This is a genomic window from Citrobacter sp. LST-B2 (assembly GCF_057983045.1).
In genome coordinates this window covers 3,110,217-3,137,022 of sequence record NZ_CP192598.1, presented here as the reverse complement: position 1 = coordinate 3,137,022, position 26,806 = coordinate 3,110,217, and the positions used below count along the sequence as shown (strand labels likewise).

The 26,806-nt window shown below is 56.1% G+C and carries 17 protein-coding genes; 8 read left to right on the top strand and 9 right to left on the bottom strand.

The features are described from left to right. Window positions 1-51 precede the first annotated feature (51 nt). The 6 genes from baeR to ACQ0PY_RS15185 are packed head-to-tail and all read right to left on the bottom strand — an operon-like array spanning window position 52 to window position 11,033. On the bottom strand, window positions 52-774 hold the full coding sequence (baeR, locus tag ACQ0PY_RS15210) for an envelope stress response regulator BaeR (RefSeq protein WP_044266109.1): 723 nt from the start codon (window positions 772-774) through the stop codon (window positions 52-54). Next, window positions 771-2,174, bottom strand: coding sequence for an envelope stress sensor histidine kinase BaeS (gene baeS, locus ACQ0PY_RS15205; protein WP_044266106.1), 1,404 nt, complete (start codon window positions 2,172-2,174; stop codon window positions 771-773). Before baeS ends, baeR begins: the two co-directional genes overlap by 4 nt. Next, complete coding sequence (locus tag ACQ0PY_RS15200; protein ID WP_044266103.1) at window positions 2,174-3,586, bottom strand: MFS transporter; 1,413 nt, start codon at window positions 3,584-3,586, stop codon at window positions 2,174-2,176. The genes baeS and ACQ0PY_RS15200 overlap by 1 nt, the downstream gene beginning before the upstream one ends. Continuing rightward, the gene (gene mdtC, locus ACQ0PY_RS15195; protein WP_044266099.1) at window positions 3,583-6,663 is read right to left on the bottom strand and encodes a multidrug efflux RND transporter permease subunit MdtC; all 3,081 of its coding nucleotides are present in this window, start codon (window positions 6,661-6,663) and stop codon (window positions 3,583-3,585) included. Before mdtC ends, ACQ0PY_RS15200 begins: the two co-directional genes overlap by 4 nt. Next, window positions 6,664-9,786 carry a multidrug efflux RND transporter permease subunit MdtB gene (mdtB, locus tag ACQ0PY_RS15190; RefSeq protein WP_109740380.1) on the bottom strand — a complete coding sequence of 1,041 codons (3,123 nt, stop codon included), beginning with the start codon at window positions 9,784-9,786 and terminating at the stop codon, window positions 6,664-6,666. It lies immediately after the preceding gene. Further along, entirely contained in the window at window positions 9,786-11,033 is a 1,248-nt protein-coding gene (locus ACQ0PY_RS15185; protein WP_044266095.1) for an MdtA/MuxA family multidrug efflux RND transporter periplasmic adaptor subunit, read from the bottom strand. Before ACQ0PY_RS15185 ends, mdtB begins: the two co-directional genes overlap by 1 nt. A gap of 278 nt (window positions 11,034-11,311) precedes the next feature. On the opposite strand from ACQ0PY_RS15185, the gene ACQ0PY_RS15180 reads away from it, so the two are divergent. After that, the gene (locus ACQ0PY_RS15180; protein WP_105887528.1) at window positions 11,312-11,371 is read left to right on the top strand and encodes a type I toxin-antitoxin system Ibs family toxin; all 60 of its coding nucleotides are present in this window, start codon (window positions 11,312-11,314) and stop codon (window positions 11,369-11,371) included. A gap of 98 nt (window positions 11,372-11,469) precedes the next feature. Here the strand turns inward: ACQ0PY_RS15180 and yegD are convergent, their stop codons facing one another. Beyond that, window positions 11,470-12,822 carry a molecular chaperone gene (gene yegD / locus ACQ0PY_RS15175; RefSeq protein ID WP_109740642.1) on the bottom strand — a complete coding sequence of 451 codons (1,353 nt, stop codon included), beginning with the start codon at window positions 12,820-12,822 and terminating at the stop codon, window positions 11,470-11,472. A gap of 136 nt (window positions 12,823-12,958) precedes the next feature. On the opposite strand from yegD, the gene alkA reads away from it, so the two are divergent. After that, entirely contained in the window at window positions 12,959-13,828 is an 870-nt protein-coding gene (alkA, locus tag ACQ0PY_RS15170; RefSeq protein ID WP_043001888.1) for a DNA-3-methyladenine glycosylase 2, read from the top strand. Here alkA and ACQ0PY_RS15165 read toward each other — a convergent pair. Continuing rightward, the gene (locus ACQ0PY_RS15165) at window positions 13,796-17,125 is read right to left on the bottom strand and encodes a diguanylate cyclase (RefSeq protein ID WP_054176021.1); all 3,330 of its coding nucleotides are present in this window, start codon (window positions 17,123-17,125) and stop codon (window positions 13,796-13,798) included. The genes alkA and ACQ0PY_RS15165 overlap by 33 nt on opposite strands. A 326-nt stretch (window positions 17,126-17,451) precedes the next feature. Between ACQ0PY_RS15165 and udk the strand changes: the two genes are divergently transcribed. From udk to asmA, 3 genes are all read left to right on the top strand, one after another. Continuing rightward, window positions 17,452-18,093, top strand: coding sequence for a uridine kinase (gene udk, locus ACQ0PY_RS15160; protein WP_042318055.1), 642 nt, complete (start codon window positions 17,452-17,454; stop codon window positions 18,091-18,093). A 91-nt stretch (window positions 18,094-18,184) separates the two neighbouring features. Beyond that, complete coding sequence (dcd, locus tag ACQ0PY_RS15155) at window positions 18,185-18,766, top strand: dCTP deaminase (RefSeq protein WP_043000174.1); 582 nt, start codon at window positions 18,185-18,187, stop codon at window positions 18,764-18,766. 21 nt (window positions 18,767-18,787) lie between these two features. Further along, entirely contained in the window at window positions 18,788-20,641 is a 1,854-nt protein-coding gene (asmA, locus tag ACQ0PY_RS15150) for an outer membrane assembly protein AsmA (RefSeq protein WP_109740379.1), read from the top strand. 110 nt (window positions 20,642-20,751) lie between these two features. Here asmA and ACQ0PY_RS15145 read toward each other — a convergent pair whose 3' ends face one another. Continuing rightward, complete coding sequence (locus ACQ0PY_RS15145) at window positions 20,752-22,335, bottom strand: TerC family protein (protein ID WP_043000176.1); 1,584 nt, start codon at window positions 22,333-22,335, stop codon at window positions 20,752-20,754. 676 nt (window positions 22,336-23,011) lie between these two features. Here ACQ0PY_RS15145 and ACQ0PY_RS15140 point away from each other — a divergent pair. From ACQ0PY_RS15140 to wzc, 3 genes are read left to right on the top strand one after another with little or no spacing between them, the layout of a single operon-like run. Further along, entirely contained in the window at window positions 23,012-24,148 is a 1,137-nt protein-coding gene (locus ACQ0PY_RS15140) for a polysaccharide export protein (protein ID WP_043000178.1), read from the top strand. A 5-nt stretch (window positions 24,149-24,153) separates the two neighbouring features. Beyond that, window positions 24,154-24,600, top strand: a complete 447-nt coding sequence (wzb, locus tag ACQ0PY_RS15135; RefSeq protein WP_043000179.1) for a low molecular weight protein-tyrosine-phosphatase Wzb — start codon at window positions 24,154-24,156, stop codon at window positions 24,598-24,600. After that, window positions 24,600-26,762, top strand: a complete 2,163-nt coding sequence (wzc, locus tag ACQ0PY_RS15130; RefSeq protein ID WP_104446701.1) for a tyrosine-protein kinase Wzc — start codon at window positions 24,600-24,602, stop codon at window positions 26,760-26,762. Before wzb ends, wzc begins: the two co-directional genes overlap by 1 nt. Window positions 26,763-26,806: the final 44 nt, after the last annotated feature.

Sequence of the window (26,806 nt, the reverse complement as noted above, 5' to 3'; positions counted from 1 at the left end):
ACGCCGGGCCCGATAACGCGGCGTTATCGGGCCACTATTTGCGCTACCGTGTCAGACAATCCGGCAGGCATCCGCTTCCCAGCGATAGCCGACGCCATACACTGCACGGATAAACGACTGCTCTTCGTCAAGCGCTTCCAGCTTGCGACGCAGGTTTTTGATATGACTGTCGATGGTGCGGTCGGTCACCACGCGATAATCATCATAGAGATGATTCAGCAACTGCTCACGGGAAAACACTTTCCCCGGTTCGTGAGACAGCGTTTTCAGCAGGCGGAACTCCGCAGGCGTCAGGTCGAGCATTTTATTACGCCAGGAGGCCTGAAAACGGCTTTCATCGACGATCAGCGGGCTTTCGGCGTCCAGTTGCTGTAATTCACGCTGCGGCTTACAGCGGCGCAGAATGGTCTTCACGCGGGCGACCACTTCGCGCGGACTGTAGGGTTTGCAGATGTAATCATCCGCACCAATTTCCAGTCCCAGCAGGCGGTCGATCTCCTCAATTTTGGCGGTGACCATCACGATTGGCACCTCGGAGAAACGACGGATTTCGCGACACAGGGTCAGGCCATCGGTACCCGGTAGCATCAGATCCAGCAGGATTAAATCCGGCGGCGTCTGGCGCACATAAGGCAGTACCTGATCGCCATGGCTAATCAGCGTCGGGGCATAGCTCGCGGCGCGCAGATAGTCGATAAGTAACTGTCCCAGCTTGGGTTCATCTTCCACAATCAGAATGCGTGGCGTGTTTTCATCAATGGGTAACTCAGTCATACGTCTCTCTGTAAATCGCGTTCCAGCGGTAATTCTACTGTAATGCTTACCCCGCCAAAAGGCGAATGGGCAGCGTGGATGCGGCCATTATGGGCCTCAACGATGTTGACGCAGATCGCCAGTCCCAGTCCGGACCCTCCGCTGGCGCGGTTGCGCGATCCTTCGGCGCGGTAGAATCGCTCGAACAGTTTCTTAAGCTGATCGTCACTGACGCCCGGCGCGGAGTCGGCGAAGGTGATCAGCACGCGTTTGTCGCGCAGCTCTGCGCTGATACGTAAGCTGCCGCCGCTATCGGTGTAACGAAGGCTGTTTTCTAACAGGTTGTTGAATAACTGCATCAGGCGATCGCGATCGCCGAACACGGTAACGCTATCGGGCAGGGAAAACTGTAGCGTCAGATCCCGGCTGGCAAAACGTTCGCGGAATGCGCCGCCCGCCACTTCCAGCAGTGGGATCACGTCGACGGTAGTTTTTTGGTAGGCCAGCGCGCCTTCGTCAGACATCGAAAGCTGGTGCAGATCGTCGACCAGTTTGGTCAGTGTCCCCACTTCCGCCTGTAACGAGGCCACCGATTCCGGCGTGAATTTTCGCACGCCGTCCTGAATCGCTTCCAGTTCACCGCGCAGGACTGCCAGCGGTGTGCGCAGCTCATGCGAGATATCGGCCATAAAATCGCGACGCATCTGCTGATTCTTTTCCAGGGTACTGGCGAGCTGATTAAAGTCCTGCGCCAGTTTGCCCAGCTCATCGGCGCTGGTGGCGGCAACACGGGTGGTGAAATCCCCCGCAGCCAGTTTGTGCGTGCCTTCGACCAGCCGTTTGACCGGGGCCAGCAGTCCGCGCGCGAGTGGAAAGGTCGCCAGCGCCGCCAGCAGGGTTGAGAGCGCCACAATCAGCCAACTGGTGCGCCGCTGCTGTTTATCGAAATTAATGTCGGTGTTACGCGTCAGACGTTCAACAGGGGAGGCAATGACGGCGCCGACCTCCTGACCGTTAACCAGAATGGGCCGCCGCGTACCGTCTGCGGGAACCGGGCCGCGCGGGCCAACCATGACATGCGCATCCTGGTCCACCACCCAGAACTGCGTGCGCCAGCCGTGTGGCGGCATACCAGGGCCTTGTTTATCATCGTCTTTGTCATGTTCAAAGGAGCGGAGGATCTGAAACACAAAGCGGTCATTATTGCGCAAAAAGCGCCAGCTGCCGTGCTGTTGGTACTGTTCACCTAACGCGTCGCTGAGCATGGTCAGACGCTGCTCGTTGCCGTTTTTGATGTAGTCAATGAACCCTCGCTCGAAGCTGATGCGTACCGCCCAATGCATACTGATCAACAACACGATGCAGGTGGCGAAAATCGCCAGAAACAGTTTGCCGGTAATGCCGGGTCGCCAGAGCTTCATCAGGTTCTCCTTTTGCGTCGCGCAATGACGACATTTTTATGGGTATCGTTTGGGACGCGGGCAAAGATCACGGCGGGCAACGCAATGATAAAAGCCATGCACAGCCAGGTGTACATAAAGACGGTATGCGACGTTCCGCTATCCACCGTAAACTGTTGTTGTCCGAACATCCCTAGCAGCAGACCGGCAACGGTGACGCCGATACTCATTGAGAGTTGCATAATCATCGACAGCAGGCTGTTCCCGCTGCTGGCCAACTCATCCGGCAGATCTTTCAGGGTCAGGGTGTTCATGGAGGAGAAACGCGTCGAATTGACCATGCCCTGAACAAACAGCACCAGCGGCAGCACGTAATACCAGCCCAGCAGCGCAGTGGACATAAACAGCAGGGTTACCACCGACAACCCAAGCGTCGTGGCGACCAGCACCCGACGGTAACCAAAGCGGTTAACCACCTGTACAACAATGCGTTTCATGCCCATGCTACCCAGCACCATCGGGATCATCATCAGCCCGGCGTGAAACGGGGAAAAGCCGAGACCAATCTGCAAAAAGACCGGCGTCATGAAAGGCAACATGCCGCTGCCGATGCGTCCGGCAAAGCTGCCGAACAGCCCCAGCGAGAAGGTTGGCGTGCGGAACAGGTGGAGACTGAACAGCGCTCGCGGGTTAGCTTTGGCGTGTTTCAGGTAGAGCAAAATGGCCGCCACACCGCCCACTACCAGCGCGCCGAGCGCGAACGACGACATCCCCATCCCTTTGCTGCCGTCCAGCGCGATGGTCAGAACCGCCATCCCCGTCGCCAGTAGCAGAAAACCCGAGAGATCAAAGCGTCGGGTTTGCATGGTGTAGTTGGGCATCAGCAGCAGCGTGGCGATCGCGCCGACAATACCGACCGGCAAATTAATCAGGAAAATCCAGTGCCAGGAGGCATATTCCACGAGGATCCCGCCCAGCGCCGGGCCCAGCAACGGGCCTATCTGACCTGGCAGCGTGACAAACGTCATCGCCGCCATGTACTGTTCGCGCGGGACAATCTTCATCACCGTCAGCCGGCCGACCGGTACCATCATGGCACCGCCAACGCCCTGTAACACCCGCGCCATGACCAGTTCATTGAGCGTGCCGGAACCGGCACAAAACAGCGAGCCCAGGGTAAACAGCACAATGGCGGTAAAGAAAATATTCCGCACACCGATTTTGTCTGCCAGCCACCCGCTGGCAGGCAGCATGACCGCCACGGTCAGCACATACGAAACCACGACCATGTGCATATGCAGCGGGCTTTCCCCGAGGCTTTTTGCCATCGAGGGAAGCGCGGTATTGACGATGGTGGTATCCAGCGACTGCATAAAGAAGCCGAATGCCACAATCCACAGTTGCCAGCGGGTGCTGTTGGGGAGTTCTGTCATGTCTCAGTTATCGGTTTACGGTGTTTACGCGAAAAACGCAGCCGCAGACGGTCGAAGAAGAGGTACACCACCGGAGTGGTATAGAGTGTTAACAACTGGCTCATCACCAGACCGCCGACAATGGTAATCCCCAGCGGCTGACGCAGTTCAGAACCGTCACCGCCGGAAAGCACCAGCGGCAGCGCGCCAAACAGCGCGGCCAACGTGGTCATCATAATCGGGCGAAAACGCAGCAGACAAGCCTGGAAAATCGCCTGTTCTGGCGTGAGGTTGCCATGCCTTTGCGCCTCCAGCGCAAAATCGACCATCATGATGGCATTTTTCTTCACGATGCCAATTAAGAGCATGATCCCTATCAGGGCGATGAGGCTGAACGGGGCATCGAAAATCTCCAGCGCTAAGAGCGCGCCCACCCCCGCGGAGGGAAGCGTGGAGAGGATGGTTAGCGGGTGGACATAACTTTCATACAGCATGCCAAGCACAATATAGACCGTGGCGATCGCGGCAATAATCAGGATCACCTGGGAATTCATGGTTTCCTGGAAGACCTGCGCGGTCCCGGCAAAACTGCCGCGCACGGTAGACGGCACGCCCAGTTGGGTCATCGCCCGATTAATGGCGTCACTGGCTTCTGACAACGAGGAACCCGTAGGCAGGTTGAAAGAGACGGTGGACGCTGCCGACAGCCCCTGATGATTCACCGACAATGGCGCGTTCGCCGGTTGCCATTTGGCAAACCAGGAGAGCGGAATCGCCTTACCGTCACTGTTAATGACGTACATTTTCTCCAGCGCGCTGATGTCCTGGGTGTAACGCGGGTCGACTTCCATCACCACTTTATATTGGTTCATCGGCTGATAGATGGTGGAGATCTGCCGCTGACCAAAAGCGTTGTTTAACAGGCTGTTTGCCGCCTGCACGTCAATACCCAGGCGCGCCATGGTTTCACGATCGTAGGTAAGATTCATCTCCGCGCCGTTATCCTGTTGATCAGAGTTGACGTCCGCCAGTTGGGGCAGGGCGGCTAAGGCTTTACGAATCTTCGGTTCCCATTCGCGCAGCGCCGCCAGATCGTCTGACAGCAAGGTGTACTGATAGCTGGCATTGGACTGGCGTCCGCCGACACGAATATCCTGCACCGCCATCAGGAACAGATTGGCACCGGGCTCTTTTGCCAGTTTCACCCGCAGACGGTCGATCACCTGCTGCGCGGTCTCCCGGCGTTCATCGCGGGACTTAAGGGTGATAAACATCATCCCGCTGTTGACTCGCGAGCCGCCGGTAAATCCGGTGACATTATCCACTGCCGGATCATCGCGAATAATCTTCATAAAGTCCTGAAGCTTACCGCGCATCGCCTGAAACGAGATGCTCTGGTCAGCCTGAATCCCGCCCATCAGTACGCCGGTGTCCTGTTCCGGGAAGAAGGTTTTCGGAATCGAAATGTAGAGCCAGATATTCAGCGCAATAGTGCCGAGCAGCACCACGCCGACCAGTCGCGTATGGTTGAGCACCCATTTCAGCGACTTACCGTAGCCCTGTTGCAGCGCGACCAGCATGAGGCCAAATCCGCGCAGCCGCTTCTGCTCCCGTGGCTGGCTGGATTTTAGCATCCAGCCGCACATCATCGGGGTGAGCGTGAGCGACACCAGCAGCGAGATACCAATCGCCACCGACAGCGTGACGGCAAATTCACGCAGTAATCGTCCCGGCAGCCCGCCCATCAGCAGCAGCGGCAGGAACACGGCGACCAGTGACAGGCTCATGGACAGCACGGTAAAGCCCACTTCACGCGTGCCCTGAAGCGCGGCCTGCAAAGGTTTCATTCCGGCTTCCAGGTGGCGCGAGATATTTTCCAGCACCACGATGGCGTCATCGACCACAAAGCCGGTGGCGATGGTCAGCGCCATCAGCGACAGGTTATTGAGACTGAATCCGCACAGATACATCGCGGCAAAGGTGCCAATTAACGAAACCGGAACCGCCACGGCGGGGATCAGCGTGGCGCGTCCGGATCGCAGGAACAGAAAGACCACCAGAATGACCAGCGCCACGGAAATGACCAGCGTCTGCTCAACTTCCTCCAGCGAGGCGCGGATGGTCGGCGAGCGATCCTGCGCGATTTGCATATCAATCGACGCCGGGATGGTGGACTGCAACTCCGGGAGTCTGGCCCGAATGCTGTCGACCGTCTGGATAATGTTGGCTTCCGGCAGTTTGCGGATCATCAGCAAAATCGCCGGCTTGGCGTTGGTCATCCCGGCGTTGCGGACATCCTGTACTGAGTCCGTCACCGTGGCGACATCACCCAACCGTACGGCGCCGCCATTATTGTAGTGAATCACCAGTGGTTGATATTCCGCTGCCGTTTTGAGTTCGTCATTGGTCTGGATCTGCCAGCGATGCGTGGAATCTTCCAGCGCCCCTTGCGGTTTGCGCACGTTGGCGTTGCTGATAGCGGTGCGTACCTCATCCAGCGAGACGCCCTGATTAAACAGCGCCTGCGGATTCAACCCGACGCGCACGGCGGGCAGCGAGCTGCCGCCTACGTCGACGTCGCCGACACCGTCGATTTGCGCGATGGTCTGCGCCAGTTGGGTTGAGGCGAAGTCGTAGAGCTCACCTTGTGAGTATGTCTCCGAGGTTAGCGTCAGAATCATGATCGGCGCGTCGGACGGATTGGCTTTGCGGTAAGTTGGGCGGCTTGGCATGCCACTTGGCAGCAGACTTTGCGCCGCATTTATCGCGGCCTGCACATCTCGCGCCGCGCCGTTGATATCGCGATCGAAGTTAAATTGTAAAATGATGCGCGTGCTGCCGAGGGAACTGCTTGAAGTCATCTCACTGACGCCGGCAATGCGCCCCAGTGAGCGCTCCAGCGGCGTTGCGACGGATGACGCCATGGTCTCCGGCGAGGCTCCGGGCAGCGAGGCACTGACCATAATCACCGGAAAATCAACCTGCGGCAGCGGGGCGACAGGCAACAGTCGAAATCCCAGCACGCCGCAGAGCGTGATGGCGAGAGAAATTAAAATCGTCGCCACCGGGCGGTAAATGAAGAGAGCGAAAAACTTCATTTACGCCTCCTCTTCCCGGTGAGAGAAGCGGTTTTTCATATACAGTGACAGGCGGTCAAACAGCAGATAGATAACCGGGGTGGTGAACAGCGTCAGCACCTGGCTGACCAGTAAGCCGCCCACCATACCGATCCCCAGCGGACGGCGCAGTTCTGCCCCCACGCCGGTGCTCAGCATCAACGGTAGTGCGCCCAGCAGTGCCGCAAGCGTGGTCATCAGGATCGGACGAAAACGCAGCAGACAGGCCTGGAAAATCGCCTCGCGCGGCGCCATCCCTTGTTCGCGCTCAGCGGCAAGGGCAAAGTCGATCATCATGATGGCATTCTTCTTCACAATGCCGATCAGCAAAATAATGCCGATAATGGCGATCACGCCGAGTTCACTACCGGCAATCATTAGCGCCAGCAGCGCGCCGACTCCAGCCGTGGGCAGCGTAGAGAGAATGGTGATTGGGTGAATAAAGCTTTCGTACAGCACGCCGAGCACGATATACATCGCCACCACCGCCGCGACAATCAGCCAGATGGTGCTGCTCAGCGCCGCCTGGAAGGCGAGGGTGCTACCCTGGAACTGAGTGGTGATATCCACTGGCAGATTCAGCGTTTTTTCGCTGTCCAGAATCGACTGGACCGCATCGCCCAGCGAATAACCGTCCGGAACGTTGAACGAGATAGTGGTGACCGGGAATTGATCCAGATGGTTAATCGAGAGCGGCGCAAAGCGTTGTTCAACCTTAGCGATCGCGCTGAGCGGCACCATGCCGCCGTCGCTGCTGGTCAGACGGATTGAATCCAGCGCTGCCAGTCCAAGCGTCGTTTCCGTATTGTGTTCCAGCACCACGCGATACTGATTCGCCTGAGTGTAGATCGTGGAAATCAGGCGCTGACCGAAAGCGTTATACAGTGCGTTATCGACATCCGCCATGCTGATCCCCAGCCGACTGGCGCTGTCGCGATCGACATTCACATACGCCACCAGCCCCTGATCCTGCCAGTCGCTGCTGACGTCAGAAAGCTGCGGCAACGCCTGTAGTTTTTCCATCAGTTGCGGCACCCAGGTGCTGAGGGCATCCAGCGAGGTGGCCTGCAGCGTGAACTGATACTGCGTGCGGCTGACCTGTGTATCGATCGTCAGATCCTGCGTCGGTTGCAGATACAAGTCGACGCCCGGCACTCTCGCCACGGCGTCCTGCAAACGGGCGATCACTTTCTGGACGCGGTCATCACGTTCGTCGAGCGGCTTCAGGTTGATTTGCAGACGCGCGCTGTTCAGCGACGGGTTGGTGCCATCGACGCCCACGAAGGAGGTCAGGCTCTCAACCGCCGGATCTTTCAGTATCACGTCCGATACCTGCCGCTGGCGCTGGGCCATACTGGTAAAGGAACTGGACTGCGGTGCCTGCAACGTGCCCTGAATGATGCCGTTATCCTGGATCGGGAAGAAGCCCTTCGGAATAAACACCCACAGCATGATGCTTAACAGCAGGGTGCCGAGCGCCACGCTCAACGTCAGCCACGGATGGTTCAGCACCTTCGCCAGCCAGTGTCCGTAACCGGCAATCACCCGGTCAAACATTTTCTCCGACGCGCGGGAGAAGCGGTTTTGCTTACGCAGTGACTCCTGGCTCAGCATTCTGGCGCACATCATCGGCGTCAGGGTTAACGACACCACGGCAGAGATTAAAATCGCCACTGCCAGCGTCACAGCAAATTCGCGGAACAGACGTCCGACGATATCGCCCATGAACAGCAGCGGGATCAGGACCGCAATCAGCGAGAAGGTCAAGGAGATGATGGTAAAACCGATTTCTCCGGCTCCTTTCAGCGCGGCTGTCAGCGGCTTTTCCCCTTTTTCGATATAGCGCGAAATGTTTTCGATCACCACAATCGCATCATCCACCACAAAGCCGGTGGCAATGGTCAGCGCCATAAGCGTCAGGTTGTTGATGGAGAAATCGAGAAACACCATTACCGCAAACGTGCCGATCAGCGACAGCGGGACGGCGACGCCCGGAATAATGGTGGCGGGAATATTGCGCAGGAACAGATAGATAATCATCACAACCAGCGCAATAGCCAGCATGAGCTCAAACTGCGTGTCGCTGACCGAGGCGCGGATGTTAGTCGTGCGGTCAGACAGTACCGTCACGTTTACCGATTTTGGCAGGCTCTCTTTAAGCTGTGGCAACATCTGATGAATGCTGTCCGCCGTTGAGATGATGTTCGCGCCAGGCTGGCGCTGGACGTTCATCACAATAGCCTGTTCTTTATTTGCCCATGCGCCGAGCCAGCTGTTTTCCGCCCCTTGTTCTACGGTCGCGACATCGCCCAGACGAACCGGCGCGCCGTTCTGGTAAGCAATAATGAGCTGACGGTATTCGTCGGCAGACTGCATCTGATCGTTCGCCGAGAGCGTCACCGCGCGGGTGGGGCCATCAAGGCTACCTTTGGCGGAGTTGACGTTTGCGCCGGTAATCGCCGTGCGGACGGTTTCACTGGTCAGGCCCAGCGCGGCAATGGCCTGTGCATTGAGCTTCACGCGGACCGCCGGACGTTGACCGCCGGAGAGCGTCACTAACCCGACGCCGGAGACCTGGGAGATTTTCTGCGCCACGCGGGTTTCGACCATGTCTTCGACCTGGGTCATCGGCATGGCGGTAGAGGTCACCGCCAGCGTCATGATCGGCGGATCGGCAGGGTTGACCTTGCTGTAGACCGGCGGGTTCGGCAGGTCGCTCGGCAGCAGGTTGGTGGCGGCGTTAATGGCCGCCTGAACTTCCTGTTCGGCCACATCCAGCGGCAGGGTCAACTGGAACTGGAGCGTCACCACCGACGCGCCGCCGGAGCTTTGCGACGACATCTGTTTCAGCCCGGACATCTGGCCGAACTGCCGTTCCAGCGGCGCGGTGACCGCAGAGGTCATCACATCCGGGCTGGCGCCAGGATACAACGTCACCACCTGAATGGTGGGATAGTCCACCTCCGGCAGCGCGGAGACGGGCAGAAAACGATAGCCGATGATCCCGGCGAGGAGAATCGCCACCATCAGCAGCGTGGTGGCGACAGGACGCATAATAAACAGGCGCGACGGGCCGCCTGTGCTGCTCGGAGGTAACACCTGCATCAGGAGCGCGCTCCTTTCTGACCGTATTCACGGCTGGTGGCTTTTGTATCGGTGGTGACGGCGGCTTGCGCTTCCACCACTTCCACTTTCGCCCCTTCCGTCAGGCGGTCAATCCCGTCGGTGACGACGCGGTCACCGGCCGAAATCCCGGCGCTGATCACCACCTTCTGACTGTCCTGAATGCCCGTTTTGACCAGATGCTTACTGACTTTGTTTTCATCGTTCAGCACCCAGACGAAGTGTCCTTCGTTGCCCATTTGTAGAGCGGCTGTCGGGATCACCACGGCGTTTTGTTCCGTGTCGACCAGCATGCGGGCATTCACAAACTGATTCGGGAACAGCGCGTCATCCTGGTTATCAAAGCGAGCTTTTACTTTGATCGTCCCGGTCGTGACGTCGATCTGGTTGTCCAGACTCAGCAATACGCCCGCGCTGAGCTTTTTCGAATTGGTGCGATCCCAGGCTTCAACAACCAGCGGTTGTCCGCTTTTTTGCGCCTGCACGACGGTGGCGATATCGCTTTCCGGTAGGGTGAAAATCAGGTCGATGGGATGTGTCTGGGTGATCACCACAATACCGTTGGTATCACCACTGGAAATCTGATTGCCGACATCTACCTGTTTCAGACCAACCCGACCATCAACCGGTGCGGTGATGCGGCTCCAGTCGAGTTGTAGCTGCGCGCTGGCGACGCTGGCCTCATCGGCCTTAATCGTGCCTTCGGATTCGCTCACCAGCGCCTGCTGGGCGTCCAGCTCCTGGCGGGAGACTAAGTTGCTTTTGACCAGTTGCTGGTAACGAGCCAGATCGCGACGCGCGTTAGCGAGGGTGGCTTTGTCTTTCGCAAGGACGCCCTGCGCCTGTGCCAGTGCCACTTTAAACTGGCTGGGATCGATCTCCGCCAGCAGGTCACCGGCTTTAACCTGTTGACCCTCCTGGAAATGAAGCGCCAGTAGTTGTCCATCCACGCGGCTACGTACGGTGACGGTGTTGGCTGCGGTCATCGTGCCCAGACCGGTGAGATAACGCGGAACGGCCTGCTCCGTGGCGGTCGCGGCCTGTACCGGCGCGAGTGGACCTGAGCGCATACCACGACGACCTGCGCCAGCCGTGGGTTTCGTTTGTCCGGTTGCGCCGGGCGCGCTGCTCTGCGGTTCGCTCCGGTTCTGCCAGAACCCGTATGCGGCGATGGCGGCGATGACCACCACGATGGTGATTACCCAGCGGGATTTGTGACTGCCTTTCATCGTTATGAGTTTCTCATCCTGAAACGTTTCGCGGAATGATACTAGTTTAGCCAGCCATCAAGGGAGAAAAATGGAGGAATTATGAAACCCTGTACGGATTCATCCGAATGGCGGCGCGCTTTGCGAGGCGTTACGCAACAATCATCGCTGAAAAAGGCGCATGAAAAATTGTGCGCTACAGTGGCGGCACGGCAAAAAGGAGGTAAGCCACGGATTTCAGCAGGACGCTGAAACGGGAAAGCCCCTCCCGAGGAAGGGGCCAAAATAAGGAAAGGGTTATGATGAAGGTAGTCATCATACTGGTGATACTCTTAGTCATTAGCTTACCGGCTTACTAAGACACCAGGGGGAGGGGAAACCCTCCCTTACCCTCACTCCTGAAACTAAGCCACATGAACCTTAATGTCAATCCATCCGCGTTCAGCTTGCGAGGCGTTTAGCGGAATACCACTTCAGCCCAGCGGGCCAGACCGGCGGTGACGGAGCCGAAGTCATCGCCACCGGCAATGGGAATACCCGGCAGTTTGGCGGCCAGCGCTTTTTTGATCAGCGGCGAGCGTGCGCTGCCACCGGTCAGATAGATGACGTCTGGCTTTTCCTGGGCGTTATCCAGCGCCAGTTGCACCTGTTCCAGTATCCGGGAAAGCGGCTGATCCAGCGCGCGCTCCAGCCCCTGTTGGCTGATGACGGCGGCCAGATCGTCGCGGATAAACGGGAGCACTGCATTAACTTCGGCTTGTGCAGACAGCGTAATTTTGCTCTCTTCGGCGCTGCGGACCAGCCGATAACCGAGACGCTGACGCCAGACTTTCAGCAGCAGCGCCACCTGCTCCGGTTCGCGGGCATCGCGTACCAGGTCGTTCAGCAGACGCCCCGTGGCGCTGCTGTAGAAATCGCTTTGTGCCGGAACGTCGTTGATCGCCACCGCGTTCCACCACGGCAGCACCGGTAGGGCGATCCCTTTCTCGGTTTCGCCCCCCATCCCCAGCAGCGGCATCAGGTGTTTAAACGCCAGCGCGATATCCAGATCGTTCCCGCCAACGCGACAGCCGCTGTGACCCAGCAGGCTGGATTCGCGGTCAGCGCGGTGATGCCATTGTGGCCCCATCAGCAGTAACGAACAGTCGGTGGTCCCCCCGCCGATATCCACCACCAGGACACGTTTCTCTTCCTGTAATGTCGCTTCGTAATCCAGTCCCGCCGCCACCGGCTCATACTGGAAAATGACATCCTGAAAGCCAGCTCGTTTTGCCGCTCGTTCCAGAATACCCTGCGCCTGGCTGTTCGCCTCATCGCCGCCTAATCCCTGGAAGTTAATGGGACGTCCGATCACGGCCTGGGTGATGGCTTCGGGGAGCTGGTTTTGTGCCTGTTGACGAATGTGCAGCATCATTGCGCAGACTAAATCTTCGAACAGCGCGACCTGTTGCGGTTTTAGTCCGCTGGCGCCGAGGAAGGATTTCGGCGACTTAACGAAGTACACCTCTTCCGGGTCGTCAATATAGTGTCCAAGCGATGACAGGCCAAACTGTACGCTGCTGGCGTGAACGTCAATGTCCTCGTCGCGATTGAAGCGAATGGCCCGACGCAACAGCGCCTGCGTTTCATCGTCTGGTGTCGGAACATCATGATGGCGGTAGAGCCATTCGCTCACCGATTCACGCGTCGGCGCGCAAAGCATGGAAGGCAGCAGCGTACTGCCATTTTCCATTTTCAGCAGTTGCGGCTTGCCGTCGCGCATGATGGCGACAGAACAGTTAGCGGTACCGTAATCAAATCCAATAAACACCTTGAAAATCCCCATGCCAGTGAAGAAGGGGCGTGACTTTAGCGAAATGTCGTCGTCGCGACAACTGGAATATGAAAGCAAAGCACAACGCCTGAATAGCGATTATGCTGAAGGTTTGCAGAAAAAGGAGAGGATGATGTTTACCCTGAACTGGCAACCGCCTTATGACTGGTCATGGATTCTGGGTTTCCTTGCCGCCCGTGCGGTCGACGGGGTGGAAACCGTCGAGGCGTTACGCTACACGCGAAGCCTGGCGATAGGACAACATAAGGGAATCATCGCCGCCGTTCCCGACACCGCGACGAACACGCTTCAGGTAACGCTGAGTGAAGGGCTGTTGCCGGTCGCGGATATCTGCCTTGAAAAAATGGAGCGACTGTTTGATTTGCGCTGTAAACCACAGCAGATCAGCCATGCGTTAGGTGAACTGGGCGCAGCGCGTCCGGGACTGCGCCTGCCCGGTTCGGTGGACGCCTTTGAGCAGGGCGTCCGGGCGATTCTGGGCCAACTGGTGAGCGTGGCGATGGCGGCAAAGCTGACGTCGAAGGTTGCACGATGGTATGGCGACGTGTTAGCGGACAGCCCGGAGTACGTCTGTTTCCCAACGCCTGAACAGCTAGCCGCAGCCGATCCGCTGGAACTGAAAGCGTTGGGCATGCCGCTGATGCGCGCCAACGCGCTTATCTATCTGGCGCAGGCCGCCCGGGATGGAATACTGGTAACCCAGCCGCCGGAAGATATTGAACAGGGAATCAAAATGCTACAGGGATTTCCGGGGATTGGTCGCTGGACGGCAAACTATTTTGCCCTGCGCGGCTGGCAGGCGAAGGACGTGTTTTTGCCTGACGACTATCTGATCAAACAACGTTTCCCGGGGATGACTCCCGCGCAGATCCGTCGCTATGCGGAGCGCTGGAAACCCTGGCGCTCCTACGCGTTATTGCACATCTGGTATACCGAGGGATGGCAGCCGTCAGTTGATCGCGAAATAACTGGTGTTGAGTAGCAGATCCAGCGGTTGCGCTTCGGCGATGATATCGCCATAAATCTGGTCGATACCAATACCTGACAGCGTATCCATGACGATCGGCGTTTGCACCGGCCCGGCAATGGTTTTCATCCCCAGGCGCTGGGCGTGGCCCTGGATGATCGACACCAGCATTTCATCCATCATGTTGCCGTGAATGCTGGCGCTCAACTCACTGTCGAGCAGCAGGTAATCCGCCAAACTTTTGGTCATCAGATTGAAGATCTGCAGATCGCGGCCAATCTGGCTCACAATGATGTGACACCCTGCCTGGCGTAATGTCTGAATTGCTTTGGTGCTCTCCTGTGGGTTCAGTAACAGCGCTTCCGCAGGCACAATCAGATGTAGCAGGCGTCCCGGCAGAGTGCTCTGCTCCAGTTGAGCCAGAAGTTCGTCAATCAGCGTTGTGCTGATTAATCCCGCCACCGAAAGCGGCAGGGCGACGCTGAGTCCTTTGCTGGCAACCGCCGGCGCTGCATGATGGAAAAATTCATGGAGCACGCGGCGATCCAGCGCATGGCTGAGCGCCGGATCGGCTAAGCTTGCCCGAAAGGCCTGCTCTTCCATGACTTCTCCTTCACTGGTCCACAGTCGCAGCGAGATCAGCCAGAAATTACGTGCTTCGGGAATGCGTGGTGACGCAACGCCGCGGGCGACCATCAGCAAGTGGTTATCTTTAATCATCCGCCATTGCTCATCCAGCGACATCATCGCGCGCTCGTGATGCGCCTGCTCTTGTTGTGGTTCATACACGGTCACCTGGCCGCGCCCGCCATTTTTAGAGGCATAGCAGGCGATATCTGCCTGCGACATCACCTCAACCGCCTGGCAATTGTTCTCGTCGATGAGCGTGATCCCGGCGCTGGCACCAATGCGATGCAGGCGGCCTTCCCACATAAAGTGGTAATCATTGACGGCGTTAACGATCCGCGTGGCGATAAAGCGCGCGCTTTCAATATTACACTCCGGCAACAGCAGGCCGAACTCATCACCGCCCAGACGCGCCAGCACGTCGCTGGAACGCAACATGCTGAGCATCAGTTGCGCCAGTTCGCGCAGCAGCGCATCGCCCGCCGCGTGACCGGCGCTGTCATTTACCGCTTTAAAACGATCAAGATCGATAAAGACCAGCGCGTGGCGCTGATGCGCACTGCGGACGGTTTGCAGCAGCAGTTTCAGCTTGTTTTCAAAACTAGCCCGATTGGTCAGGTGGGTGAGGGCGTCGTGGGTGGCGCTGTAGCTTAGCTGGCGCAACATCTTACGTGACTCGGTGACATCCTGAATCACCAGCACTGAACCGATATTTCCACCGTCCAGGGTGCTAAGCGGGGTTATGCTGTAGTGAATGTCGTAACTGCCGCCGTTGCGACAATGGAGAACCACATCCTGTTCGATGGCGGAGCGGGACATATCAGCACTGTAGATGTTCTCCATCAGCGGGCCGTTATCGCCAAAGGTGATGCGCAGTACCGTCAACAGCGGTACGCCAATGGCATTCTCCTGCTGCCAGCCGCTCATCTTCTCGGCGACCGGGTTCATAAAGGTAACTTTCAGATCAACGTCAATACACACCACCGCTTCCCCGATGGAGTCGAGAGTAATGTGCAAACGCTCTTTTTCCTGAAACAGCGCTTCATTCAACTGCTTCACTTCGGTCATGTCCATATTGATACCGAGCAGTCGTTCGACTTCGCCATCTTTATTTAACACCCGATTCGCCAGCGAGCGGATATGGCGGACGCCGTCTTTCACCGCAATGCGGAATTCCATCTTAAAAGGCAGGCGCGCGGCTAAGGAGTCACGAACCACCTTTTCTGCATACTCGCGGTCTTCCGGGATAACGCAGTCGTACCAGAGCGACCAGGTGGGCTTAACATGAGCGGGAACCTCATACAGTTCGAACATACGCTTATCCCAACTGATGACGTCGGGTTGCAGTTCCCATTCCCAGATCCCAATGCCGCCAGCTTCGTTTGCCAGCGTGATGCGTTCCATCAGCCGTTTGTTAACCCATTCGGTATGTTTGAGATCGTTGATATCTTCAATTTGGGCAATAAAGTAAAGCGGCGTGCCGTCAGAATGGCGGACCAGCGAGACGGTCAGCAGCGCCCAGACGATCTCGCCCGTACGGGTGTAATAGCGTTTCTCCATCGAATAGCTATTAATGTCGCCGCTCACCAGCATGGTGAGTTGCTCCAGATCTTTATGCAGGTCTTCCGGCCAGGTGAGCTGCTGAAAGGTCAGCGCGCGTAACTCATCCTGGTTATAGCCGAGAAACTGGCATAACGCTTTGTTGGCCTGCAGCCATTGCCCTTCTGTACCGACCAGCGCCATACCGATCGCTGAATACTCCATCGCGTTGCGAAAACGTTCTTCGCTTTCCGTAATGTGCTTACGTTCGGCGCGAAAGGCGTACATCACCATGGTCATGATGTTCGCGGGTAAGAGAATCATTAAGAACGGCAGCCACGGCAGGTTGTTCATGACATGCACTTTGGGGGTGACCAACAGTGACGGGTCGGCCGCCATCATCAGCGATACCATCATGACGGTAGCGAGGAAGATGAGAAAGGCTTCCATCCGTGGCAACCGCACGGCGCTCCACATCAGCAGTACGATCACTAACGTAAAGGGCCATGGAACATACTTCATGGCGAACCAGCTCAGAACCAGGGTAACGACTAGCGTCAGCAATGTTTCCAGGAGCAGACGCGGGTTGCGGTGGCGCAACAGGTAGTGTGGTTTGAACAATAATCCCAACGGTACCAGCGCCAGCGCGCCGATGGATTCCGACAGCACCCAAATCAGAAACGCTTTCAACGGCGTTTCATTCGGCGACATAATCCACACCAGAATACCGCCCAACAGCGGCGGGATAACCGCACTGCCGAAGGCAAGACGTAGCCAGTCATTGAGATTCTGTAACGGGTTGTACCAGGGTAACAGCTTACGTAACAGCATGGCACCGACGACGGCTTCAATGATGTTGATCGCGGTGTAGGTAAAATTCAGCGCGCTGGGCGGGAACAAGACCAGCGATGCGCCGATGCTCCCTAACGAACAGGCGAGCGCAATTCCGGGCCACATCCGTCCGGCGTGACGGTAAAAGGCCACCATCATGATCGACGTCGGGAACCAGAGCGGGGCGAGTTGGGTGCCAAACTGGGATAATTCCAGTGAGAAAAGGGTAAAAATAAAAGCCGTCAGCCCTAAACTGACGAAGCGCAGCAGAGGATGCGGCAAGGTAACTAAAACATGTTGGGATGGTTTACTCATTACCCTGTATCCGAGTGGCCGGAACGTCGCGGAACGCCCGGACGCATCGTGATATTCTCTGTTTATGCTAGTACAAACAATTTACAATTTATATCCCGGTTGCTCATTATTTGACATTATATGGCGATTAATTACTGCGAAACCGGGTTAATTCCGCGGGGTGCTCTAAATCTGAACAAATAAATTTGCGACAGGGAAACGTTGGGCGCGAAATACACTCCCTGCTATCTCGACTGGTATCGCACGCCCGAAATCCCTATAATTGCCGCGTTTGACGCCCATGCGGTGTCGTCCTTCCTAACCAGGTTATTCAGGTCGCTAAATTTATGACTGATCAGTCCCATCAGTGCGTCATTATCGGTATTGCTGGCGCATCGGCTTCCGGCAAGAGTCTTATTGCCAGTACCCTTTATCGCGAGTTGCGTGAACAAGTCGGTGACGAACATATCGGCGTTATTCCCGAAGACAGCTATTACAAAGATCAAAGCCATCTGTCGATGGAAGAACGCGTTAAAACTAACTACGACCATCCGAATGCGATGGATCACAGCCTCCTGTTTCAGCACCTGCAGGCCCTCAAACGGGGTTCGGCGATTGAACTACCGGTATACAGCTACGTCGAACACACCCGCATGAAAGAGACGGTTCGTGTTGAGCCAAAGAAAGTCATCATTCTTGAAGGGATTTTGCTGCTGACCGACGCGCGTTTACGCGAAGAGATGAACTTCTCTATTTTTGTCGATACCCCGCTGGATATCTGCCTGATGCGCCGTATCAAGCGTGATGTTAACGAACGTGGTCGTTCAATGGATTCCGTGATGGCGCAGTATCAGAAGACCGTGCGTCCGATGTTCCTGCAATTTATTGAACCATCTAAACAATACGCCGATATTATCGTGCCGCGCGGTGGGAAAAATCGCATCGCCATTGATATTCTGAAAGCGAAAATCAGTCAGTTCTTTGAATAAGCCCGGCGAATTGTGTACCGTTCAGTGATAACCTGGTTTGCCCTTAATGCACAATGCGTTAAGCGCCCGATGCACGAAAGGAGAAAGTGCCATGCGTCTGTGTGACCGAGATATTGAAGCCTGGCTTGATGAAGGCCGTTTGTCGATCAACCCGCGTCCGCCCGTTGAGCGCATTAATGGCGCAACTGTGGATGTGCGCCTGGGCAATAAATTTCGTACATTTAGTGGACATACCGCTGCCTTTATCGATTTAAGTGGACCGAAGGCAGAAGTGAGCGCTGCGCTGGATCGCGTTATGAGCGATGAGATCGTCCTGGCGGAAGGGGATGCATTTTACCTGCATCCTGGCGAACTGGCGCTGGCAGTGACCTATGAGTCGGTGACCCTGCCGGCGGATCTGGTGGGGTGGCTGGACGGTCGCTCTTCACTGGCGCGCCTGGGTCTGATGGTTCATGTGACCGCGCACCGTATCGATCCGGGCTGGTCTGGCTGTATCGTGCTGGAATTCTATAATTCCGGTAAATTGCCGCTGGCTCTGCGCCCAGGGATGCTGATCGGCGCGTTGAGTTTCGAGCCGCTATCGGGGCCTGCGCTTCGACCTTACAACCGTCGTGAAGATGCGAAGTATCGCGATCAGCAGGGCGCTGTCGCCAGCCGGATTGATAAAGACTGAGTCTACTCCATTGAGGATAGCATGAGACGATTTCTGACGACGCTGATGATTTTGCTGGTCGTGTTGGGGGCCGGCTTCTCCGCGTTAGTATTGTTAGTCAATCCGAATGATTTCCGCGCTTATATGGTGCAACAGGTAGCTGCGCGAAGCGGTTATCAACTGCAACTGGACGGCCCACTGCGCTGGCACGTCTGGCCGCAACTCAGCATCCTCTCCGGGCGTATGGTGTTAACGGCAGAAGGGGCCGCTGAACCCCTGGTTCGTGCGGATAATATGCGTCTGGATGTCGCACTGTGGCCGCTGCTGAGCCATCAGCTCAGTGTCAAACAGGTGATGCTCAAAGGCGCAGTGATTCAGCTAACGCCGCAAACGGAAGCGGTACGCCGTGAAAACGCCCCGGTGGCCCCGAAAGACAACACCTTGCCAGATGTTGCCGAAGATCGCGGTTGGTCGTTTGATGTCGCCAGTCTGCGTGTAGCGGACAGCGTACTGGTCTTTCAGCATGAAGATGATGAACAGGTAACCGTTCGCGATATTCGTCTGCAGATGGAGCAGGATGCACAGCATCGCGGCACCTTCGAATTTTCAGGCCGGGTGAATCGCGACCAGCGCGACCTTACCCTTGCTTTCAACGGTACCGTTGACGCTTCCGACTATCCGCATAACTTCACCGCGGGTATTCAACAGTTAAGCTGGCAGTTGCAGGGCGCCGATCTGCCGAAACAGGGCATCCAGGGGCAGGGACAACTGCAGGCGCAGTGGCAGGAAGAGAAGAAAACGCTCACCTTCAGCCAACTCAATGTGACGGCGAACGACAGCGCCCTGACCGGAAACGTGCAGGTGACGCTGAAGGAACAACCGGCATGGCTCGTCAACCTGCAATTTGCCCGCCTGAATCTGGATAACCTGTTAGCGCCGCCCGAAAATGCCAGCAGCGCCAACGGCGCGGTGGCGCAGGGGGGAAGTCAGCCGCCGCTGGCGCGTCCGGTGATTTCAAGTCGTGTGGATGAACCCGCCTATCAGGGGCTGAAAGGCTTTAGTGCCGATATCGCGCTGAAAGCGGATAACGTGACCTGGCGTGGGATGAATTTTACCGACGTCAGTAGCCGTATGACGAATCAGTCCGATGTGCTGACGATCGCTGAACTGCAAGGCAAACTCGATGGCGGGATGATATCGCTGCCGGGGACGCTGGATACGCGTGCGCAAACGCCACAAGTGGTATTCCAGCCGCGTCTGGACGACGTTGAAATCGGTACGATCCTCAAGGCATTCAACTATCCGATTGCCCTGACCGGCAAGATGTCGCTGGCGGGAGATTTTTCCGGTGTGGATATCGATGCCCAGTCATTCCGTCACAGCTGGCAGGGGAAAGCCCATGTTGACATGCGCGACACGCGGATGGAGGGCATGAACTTCCAGCAGTTGATTCAGCAGGCCGTGGAACGCAGCGGCGGCGATGTACAGTCGATGCAAAGCGTTGATAACGCGACGCGTCTGGCCCGCTTTGTCACGGACCTGACGCTGGATCACGGTAAACTGACGCTGGATAACATGGCAGGCGAGTCCGCAATGTTGTCCCTGACGGGGCAGGGGACGCTCGACCTGGTCGGGCAAACCTGTGACACGCAGTTTAACGTGCGGGTGCTGGATGGCTGGAAGGGAGAAAGCAAGCTGATCGATTTCCTGAAGGCGACTCCGGTTCCGCTGCGAGTTTACGGTAACTGGCAGGCGCTGAATTACAATCTGCAGGTGGATCAGTTACTGCGTAAGCATATGCAGGATGAAGCGAAGCGTCGTCTGAACGACTGGGCGGAGCGAAATAAAGATTCCCGCAACGGCAAAGATGTGAAGAAGCTGCTGGATAAACTCTGATTCGGTAGGGCGTGTGTACCGGATGGCGACGCTTCGCGTCTTAATCCGGCCTGGAAACGGATAATGGCCATATGCCGGGCGGCACATTCGTCACCCGGCATTGTTTCATATTAAACCTCGTAATCCATCTCATCCTCATTGCGTAAAGGCATAATTTGAACCTTCTGTACGCGATGGCTTTCCACCTGCAACGTTTTGAGCAGGAAATCGCCCACCTGGACTTCTTCTCCCGGCTTCGGCACGCGCTGCAATTCTTCCATCAGCAGACCCGCAATGGTGTGATATTCCCGTTTTTCATCAAGCGGCAGCGGGACATATTGCACCAGATCTTCCAGCGGCATGTGGCCGTTGACGGTCCATGAGCCGTCCGGGTTTTTCTGGATGTCATGGCGGGCATCTATCTCTTCCGCCTCGTTCGGCAGATTACCGGCTATGGTTTCCGTGACGTCACTGAGCGTCACGATCCCTTCCACTGAGCCGAATTCATCAACGACAAAAGCAAAGTGCGTTCGCGCATTGCGGAACTGCTCCAGCGCCGGAAGCAGAGGTAGCGTTTCCGGGAACACCAGCGGCTGACGAATCAATACCCGCAGGTTCAGAGGTTCACCGCGCAGCGACTGTTGTAGCAGGTCAATCACGTGCACCACGCCCAGCAGATCTTCCTCATCGTGACCACCGGTCACCACCAGGCGCGTATGCTGGTTTTTTTCCAGCAGCGAGCGAATCTCTTCTTCCGGCGCGGTGAGGTCGATATGCTCGATGTCATGGCGCGAGGTCATAATACTGCTGACCGTGCGCTGATTGAGGTTGAGTACGCGCTCAATCATTCGACGCTCTTGCGGGTTGAAAATCTGGCTGTCGTCATGGTCAACCAGCAGCGAGGCGGTTTCCGCATCCAGTTCGGCTTCTTCTTTCTGGCCGCTCAACAGACGCATTACCGCCTCGGTCGTCCGTTGGCGCAGGGTGTGATTGGCCGACAGGAAACGACGACGGTTAAAGATAGCCAACTGGTTCAACGCTTCGATCATCACCGAGAAGCCAATGGCGGCGTACAGATACCCTTTCGGGATCCGGAAGCCGAAGCCTTCCGCCACCAGACTGAAGCCGATCATCAGCAGGAAGCTGAGACAGAGGATGACAATGGTCGGGTGGCTGTTCACAAAGCGGGTGAGCGACTTACTCGCCAGTAGCATCAGGCTGATGGCAATAATCACCGCCGCCATCATCACCGCCAGGTGATCCACCATACCGACGGCGGTGATCACGGAGTCGAGCGAGAAGATGGCATCCAGCACCACAATTTGCGCCACCACACCCCAGAATTTCGCCCCTTTACGCTGAGTGGGGTTGTTGCTGTCTTTCCCTTCGAGCCGTTCGTTCAGCTCCATTGTGGCTTTAAACAGCAGGAAGAAGCCCCCAAACAACATGATCAAATCGCGGGCGCTAAAGCTCAGACCGTGCACGCTAAACAGCGGTTTGGTCAGCGTGACCAGCCACGAGATTGATGCCAGCAGCAGCAGACGCATCAGCATTGCCAGGATAAGCCCGGTCACGCGCGCACGGTCGCGCTGCGCAGGCGGCAGTTTCTCTGCGAGGATGGCAATAAAGACTAGGTTATCAATGCCGAGGACTAATTCGATCACGACCAGCGTGACCAGTCCGGCCCAGATTGACGGATCGGCGATCCATTCCATAGTAAATGTAATACCTTTCGTTATATGACAATTGTCACAATTCGATCATGGATAAAGCGGACGGAAAATGCAATGGCGAGAGGGGATTTCTCATGTATTCACCTTGCTGATTGCGCTGAAAATAACCATAAAGTTTCTGTCGGGAATAATTAAATATGGCAAAAAGCTATTTAGGAAATATCGCAGGGTGAATAGAGGAAATAGATTCTGTCAATATCAAGTAATTCCTAAAATCTGGCCAATATATCGCTTAATATTAATCTTAAAAACAGAGAATAGCAGGCGTGTTACCTTGCCTGCAATTACGTTAGCTGTAACAATTCTTCCAGCGTTAATGATGGACGAGTAAATATATTACGTGGGGTTCCGGTTCATTAATGGCTGACATTCAGAATGCCTTAACATTTTCTCTGTTACGACAAACAGTGAAATAACAAGGCTTATAAAAACATAACCTAATCAGTGTATTGGTAGCTAAAAAGCCAGGGGCGGTAGCGTGCCTGAACGCCTGATGACGAGTCTGCATTATTCTGTCAATAGCTTACGGATGAATTCAATTTTTTTAGGACTGATGCCAGTTAAATTTCTTTTCAATTAACTGCAATGTAAATGTGTACGGCGAAGTCGCTATTTAAATTGCACAGGATAATTACTCTGCCAAAGTGATAAATAATCAATGATGAAATCCAAAATGAAATTGATGCCATTATTGGTGTCGGTAACCTTGATAAGCGGTTGCACAGTACTTCCGGGCAGCAATATGTCTACGATGGGCAAAGACGTGATTAAACAGCAAGACGCTGACTTTGATCTCGACCGGATGGTGAACGTGTATCCACTCACGCCACGACTGGTAGAACAATTACGCCCGCGCCCGAATGTCGCCCAGCCGAATATGTCGCTGGACCAGGAGCTCGCCAGCTATGAGTACCGTGTCGGGGCAGGGGATGTGCTGAGCGTGACCGTCTGGGATCACCCGGAACTCACTACGCCTGCGGGCCAATACCGTAGCTCCAGCGATACCGGTAACTGGGTTCAGCCCGATGGCACCATGTTTTACCCGTACATCGGCAAGGTCAGCGTAGTCGGAAAAACCCTGGCAGAAATCCGTAGTGATATTACCGGGCGCTTAGCGAAGTACATTGCTGACCCGCAGGTGGACGTTAATATCGCCGCTTTCCGTTCGCAAAAAGCCTACATCTCCGGGCAGGTGAATAAATCCGGGCAGCAGGCGATCACCAACGTGCCGTTGACCGTGCTGGACGCCATTAACGCCGCCGGCGGCCTGACGGAAGTGGCTGACTGGCGCAATGTGGTGCTGACGCACAAAGGCAAAGAACAACGCATTTCACTGCAGGCGCTGATGCAAAACGGCGATCTCAGCCAGAACCGTCTGCTTTATCCCGGCGATATTCTCTATGTGCCGCGCAATGACGACCTGAAAGTGTTCGTGATGGGTGAAGTGAAAAAACAGAGCACCCTCAAAATGGACTTCAGCGGCATGACGCTGACCGAAGCGCTGGGTAACGCCGAAGGCATCGATCTGACCACCTCCAACGCCAGCGGCATCTTCGTGATCCGTCCGCTGAAAGGCAAAGGCCCTGGCGGCAAGATTGCCAACATCTATCAGCTCGATATGTCTGATGCGACCTCTCTGGTCATGGCGACGGAATTCCGTCTGCAGCCGTATGACGTGGTGTATGTCACCACCGCACCGGTCGCGCGCTGGAACCGTCTGATCAATCAGTTGCTGCCGACCATCAGCGGTGTCCGTTACATGACGGATACGGCCAGCGACCTTCATAACTGGTAATCGTCATGTTTAACAAAATATTAGTGGTTTGCGTGGGGAACATTTGTCGTTCCCCGACGGCAGAGCGTTTGCTTAAACAATATCACCCGCAGATAACGGTGGAATCCGCCGGTCTGGGCGCGCTGGTGGGAAAAGGCGCTGACGCTTCAGCGGTGAGCGTGGCGGCAAGTCATGATCTTTCTCTGGAAGGACACTGCGCGCGTCAGGTCACCGGGCGGCTGTGCCGGGACTATGACCTGATCCTGGCGATGGAAAAAAGACATATCGCCTCTCTGCACGAACTGGCGCCCGAGATGCGTGGCAAGGTCATGCTTTTCGGGCACTGGGACGATGAACGCGAAATTCCCGACCCGTATCGTAAAAGCCGTGAGGCGTTTGAAGCGGTGTACGCCTTACTTGAACGGTCTGCTCGCCAGTGGGCGCAGGCATTGAACGCAGAGCAGGTAAAATAATGACAGAAAAAGTAAAACAGTCTGCCGCACCGGTAACGGGCAATGATGAGATCGATATCGGTCGTCTGGTGGGAACCGTTATTGAAGCGCGCTGGTGGGTGCTGGGCATTACGGCGGTCTTTGCGTTATGCGCGGTGATTTACACACTCTTCGCCACGCCGATCTACAGTGCGGATGCGCTGGTACAGATTGAACAAAACACCGGCAACTCGCTGGTGCAGGATATCGGCTCTGCGTTATCCAACAAGCCGCCGGCTTCGGAAGCGGAAATTCAGCTCATCCAGTCGCGTCTGGTATTAGGCAAAACGGTGGACGATCTGGATCTGGATATTTCGGTCACCAAAAACACCTTCCCGCTGTTCGGCGCGGGCTGGGAACGGCTGATGGGGCGACAGAATGAATCGGCAAAAGTCACCACCTTTACCCTGCCGAAAGGGATGAACGAGCAGACCTTCACCCTGACGGTGCTAAGTGACAAAGACTACCAACTGACCAGCGACGGCGGCTTCAGCGCGCGCGGACAGGTCGGGCGGACGCTGAGCAAAGACGGCGTCACGATAGTAGTCAGTGAAATTCATGCTCGACCGGACACGGAATTTACTGTCACCAAATTCTCCACGCTGGGGATGATCAATAACCTGCAAAACAACCTGACGGTAGTCGAAAACGGCAAAGATACCGGCGTGCTCAGCCTGAGCTTTACTGGCGAAGACCGCGATCAGATCCGCGACATTCTCAACAGCATTACCCGAAATTATCTGGAACAGAACGTTGAGCGCAAATCTGCCGAGGCGGCGAAAAGCCTGGCCTTCCTGGCGAAACAGCTGCCGGAAGTGCGCCAGCATCTGGACGTGGCAGAGAATAAACTCAATGCGTTTCGTCAGGATAAAGACTCCGTCGATTTGCCGCTGGAAGCGAAAGCCGTGCTGGACTCAATGGTTAACATTGATGCGCAGCTTAACGAACTGACCTTTAAAGAAGCGGAAATATCGAAACTCTTCACCAAAGCGCACCCGGCGTACCGCACGCTGCTGGAAAAACGTCAGGCGCTGGAAGATGAAAAAGCCAAACTGAACGGGCGCGTGACGGCGATGCCGAAAACGCAGCAGGAGATTGTGCGCCTGACGCGTGACGTTGAGTCGGGTCAGCAGGTCTATATGCAATTGCTGAACAAACAGCAGGAGCTGAAGATCACCGAGGCCAGCACCGTGGGTGACGTGCGGATCGTTGACCCGGCCATTGCCCAGCCTGGCGTGCTGAAGCCGAAGAAAGCGCTGATCATTCTCGGCAGCATCATTCTGGGCCTGATGCTCTCTATCGTTGGCGTGCTGCTGCGTTCACTGCTCAACCGCGGTATCGAAAGCCCGCAGGTGCTGGAAGAGAATGGCATCAGCGTATACGCCAGCATTCCGCTGTCGGAATGGCAGAAAGCGCGGGATAGCGTCAAGACCATTAAGGGTGTTAAGCGTTACAAGCAGAGCCAACTGCTGGCAGTGGGTAACCCGACCGATCTGGCGATTGAAGCCGTGCGCAGCCTGCGCACCAGCCTCCACTTCGCCATGATGCAGGCACAAAACAATGTCCTGATGCTCACCGGGGTTAGCCCGTCTATCGGGAAGACCTTTGTCTGCGCCAACCTTGCGGCGGTGATCAGCCAGACCAACAAGCGTGTACTGCTGATCGACTGCGATATGCGTAAAGGCTATACCCACGAACTGCTCGGCACCAATAACGTCAACGGTCTGTCCGAGATTCTGGTCGGCAAAGGGGATATCGCCTCCTGTGCGAAACCGACGTCCATTCCTAATTTTGACCTTGTACCGCGCGGTCAGGTACCGCCAAACCCGTCTGAGCTGCTGATGAGCGAACGCTTTGCTGAACTGCTGCGTTGGGCGAGTAGCCACTATGACCTGGTGCTGATCGATACGCCGCCAATCCTGGCCGTCACCGACGCCGCGATTGTCGGACGTCACGCAGGCACGACGTTGATGGTCGCTCGCTATGCCGTCAATACCCTGAAAGAGGTGGAAACCAGCCTGAGCCGTTTTGAGCAAAACGGCATTCAGGTGAAAGGGGTGATCCTCAACTCCATCTTCCGGCGCGCCACCGGGTATCAGGATTACGGGTACTACGAGTACGAATACAAGTCCGACACAAAATAAAAAATCGTGAGTGGCCTACACGTTGGGCCCTCCGGCATCACTTC

Bases quoted from the DNA above. Each gene is read 5' to 3' on its own strand.
- baeR (WP_044266109.1), bottom strand. From the start codon at position 774: ATGACTGAGTTACCCATTGATGAAAACACGCCACGCATTCTGATTGTG.
- baeS (WP_044266106.1), bottom strand. From the start codon at position 2,174: ATGAAGCTCTGGCGACCCGGCATTACCGGCAAACTGTTTCTGGCGATT.
- ACQ0PY_RS15200 (WP_044266103.1), bottom strand. From the start codon at position 3,586: ATGACAGAACTCCCCAACAGCACCCGCTGGCAACTGTGGATTGTGGCA.
- mdtC (WP_044266099.1), bottom strand. From the start codon at position 6,663: ATGAAGTTTTTCGCTCTCTTCATTTACCGCCCGGTGGCGACGATTTTA.
- mdtB (WP_109740380.1), bottom strand. From the start codon at position 9,786: ATGCAGGTGTTACCTCCGAGCAGCACAGGCGGCCCGTCGCGCCTGTTT.
- ACQ0PY_RS15185 (WP_044266095.1), bottom strand. From the start codon at position 11,033: ATGAAAGGCAGTCACAAATCCCGCTGGGTAATCACCATCGTGGTGGTC.
- alkA (WP_043001888.1), top strand. From the start codon at position 12,959: ATGTTTACCCTGAACTGGCAACCGCCTTATGACTGGTCATGGATTCTG.
- ACQ0PY_RS15165 (WP_054176021.1), bottom strand. From the start codon at position 17,125: ATGAGTAAACCATCCCAACATGTTTTAGTTACCTTGCCGCATCCTCTG.
- udk (WP_042318055.1), top strand. From the start codon at position 17,452: ATGACTGATCAGTCCCATCAGTGCGTCATTATCGGTATTGCTGGCGCA.
- dcd (WP_043000174.1), top strand. From the start codon at position 18,185: ATGCGTCTGTGTGACCGAGATATTGAAGCCTGGCTTGATGAAGGCCGT.
- asmA (WP_109740379.1), top strand. From the start codon at position 18,788: ATGAGACGATTTCTGACGACGCTGATGATTTTGCTGGTCGTGTTGGGG.
- ACQ0PY_RS15145 (WP_043000176.1), bottom strand. From the start codon at position 22,335: ATGGAATGGATCGCCGATCCGTCAATCTGGGCCGGACTGGTCACGCTG.
- ACQ0PY_RS15140 (WP_043000178.1), top strand. From the start codon at position 23,012: ATGATGAAATCCAAAATGAAATTGATGCCATTATTGGTGTCGGTAACC.
- wzb (WP_043000179.1), top strand. From the start codon at position 24,154: ATGTTTAACAAAATATTAGTGGTTTGCGTGGGGAACATTTGTCGTTCC.
- wzc (WP_104446701.1), top strand. From the start codon at position 24,600: ATGACAGAAAAAGTAAAACAGTCTGCCGCACCGGTAACGGGCAATGAT.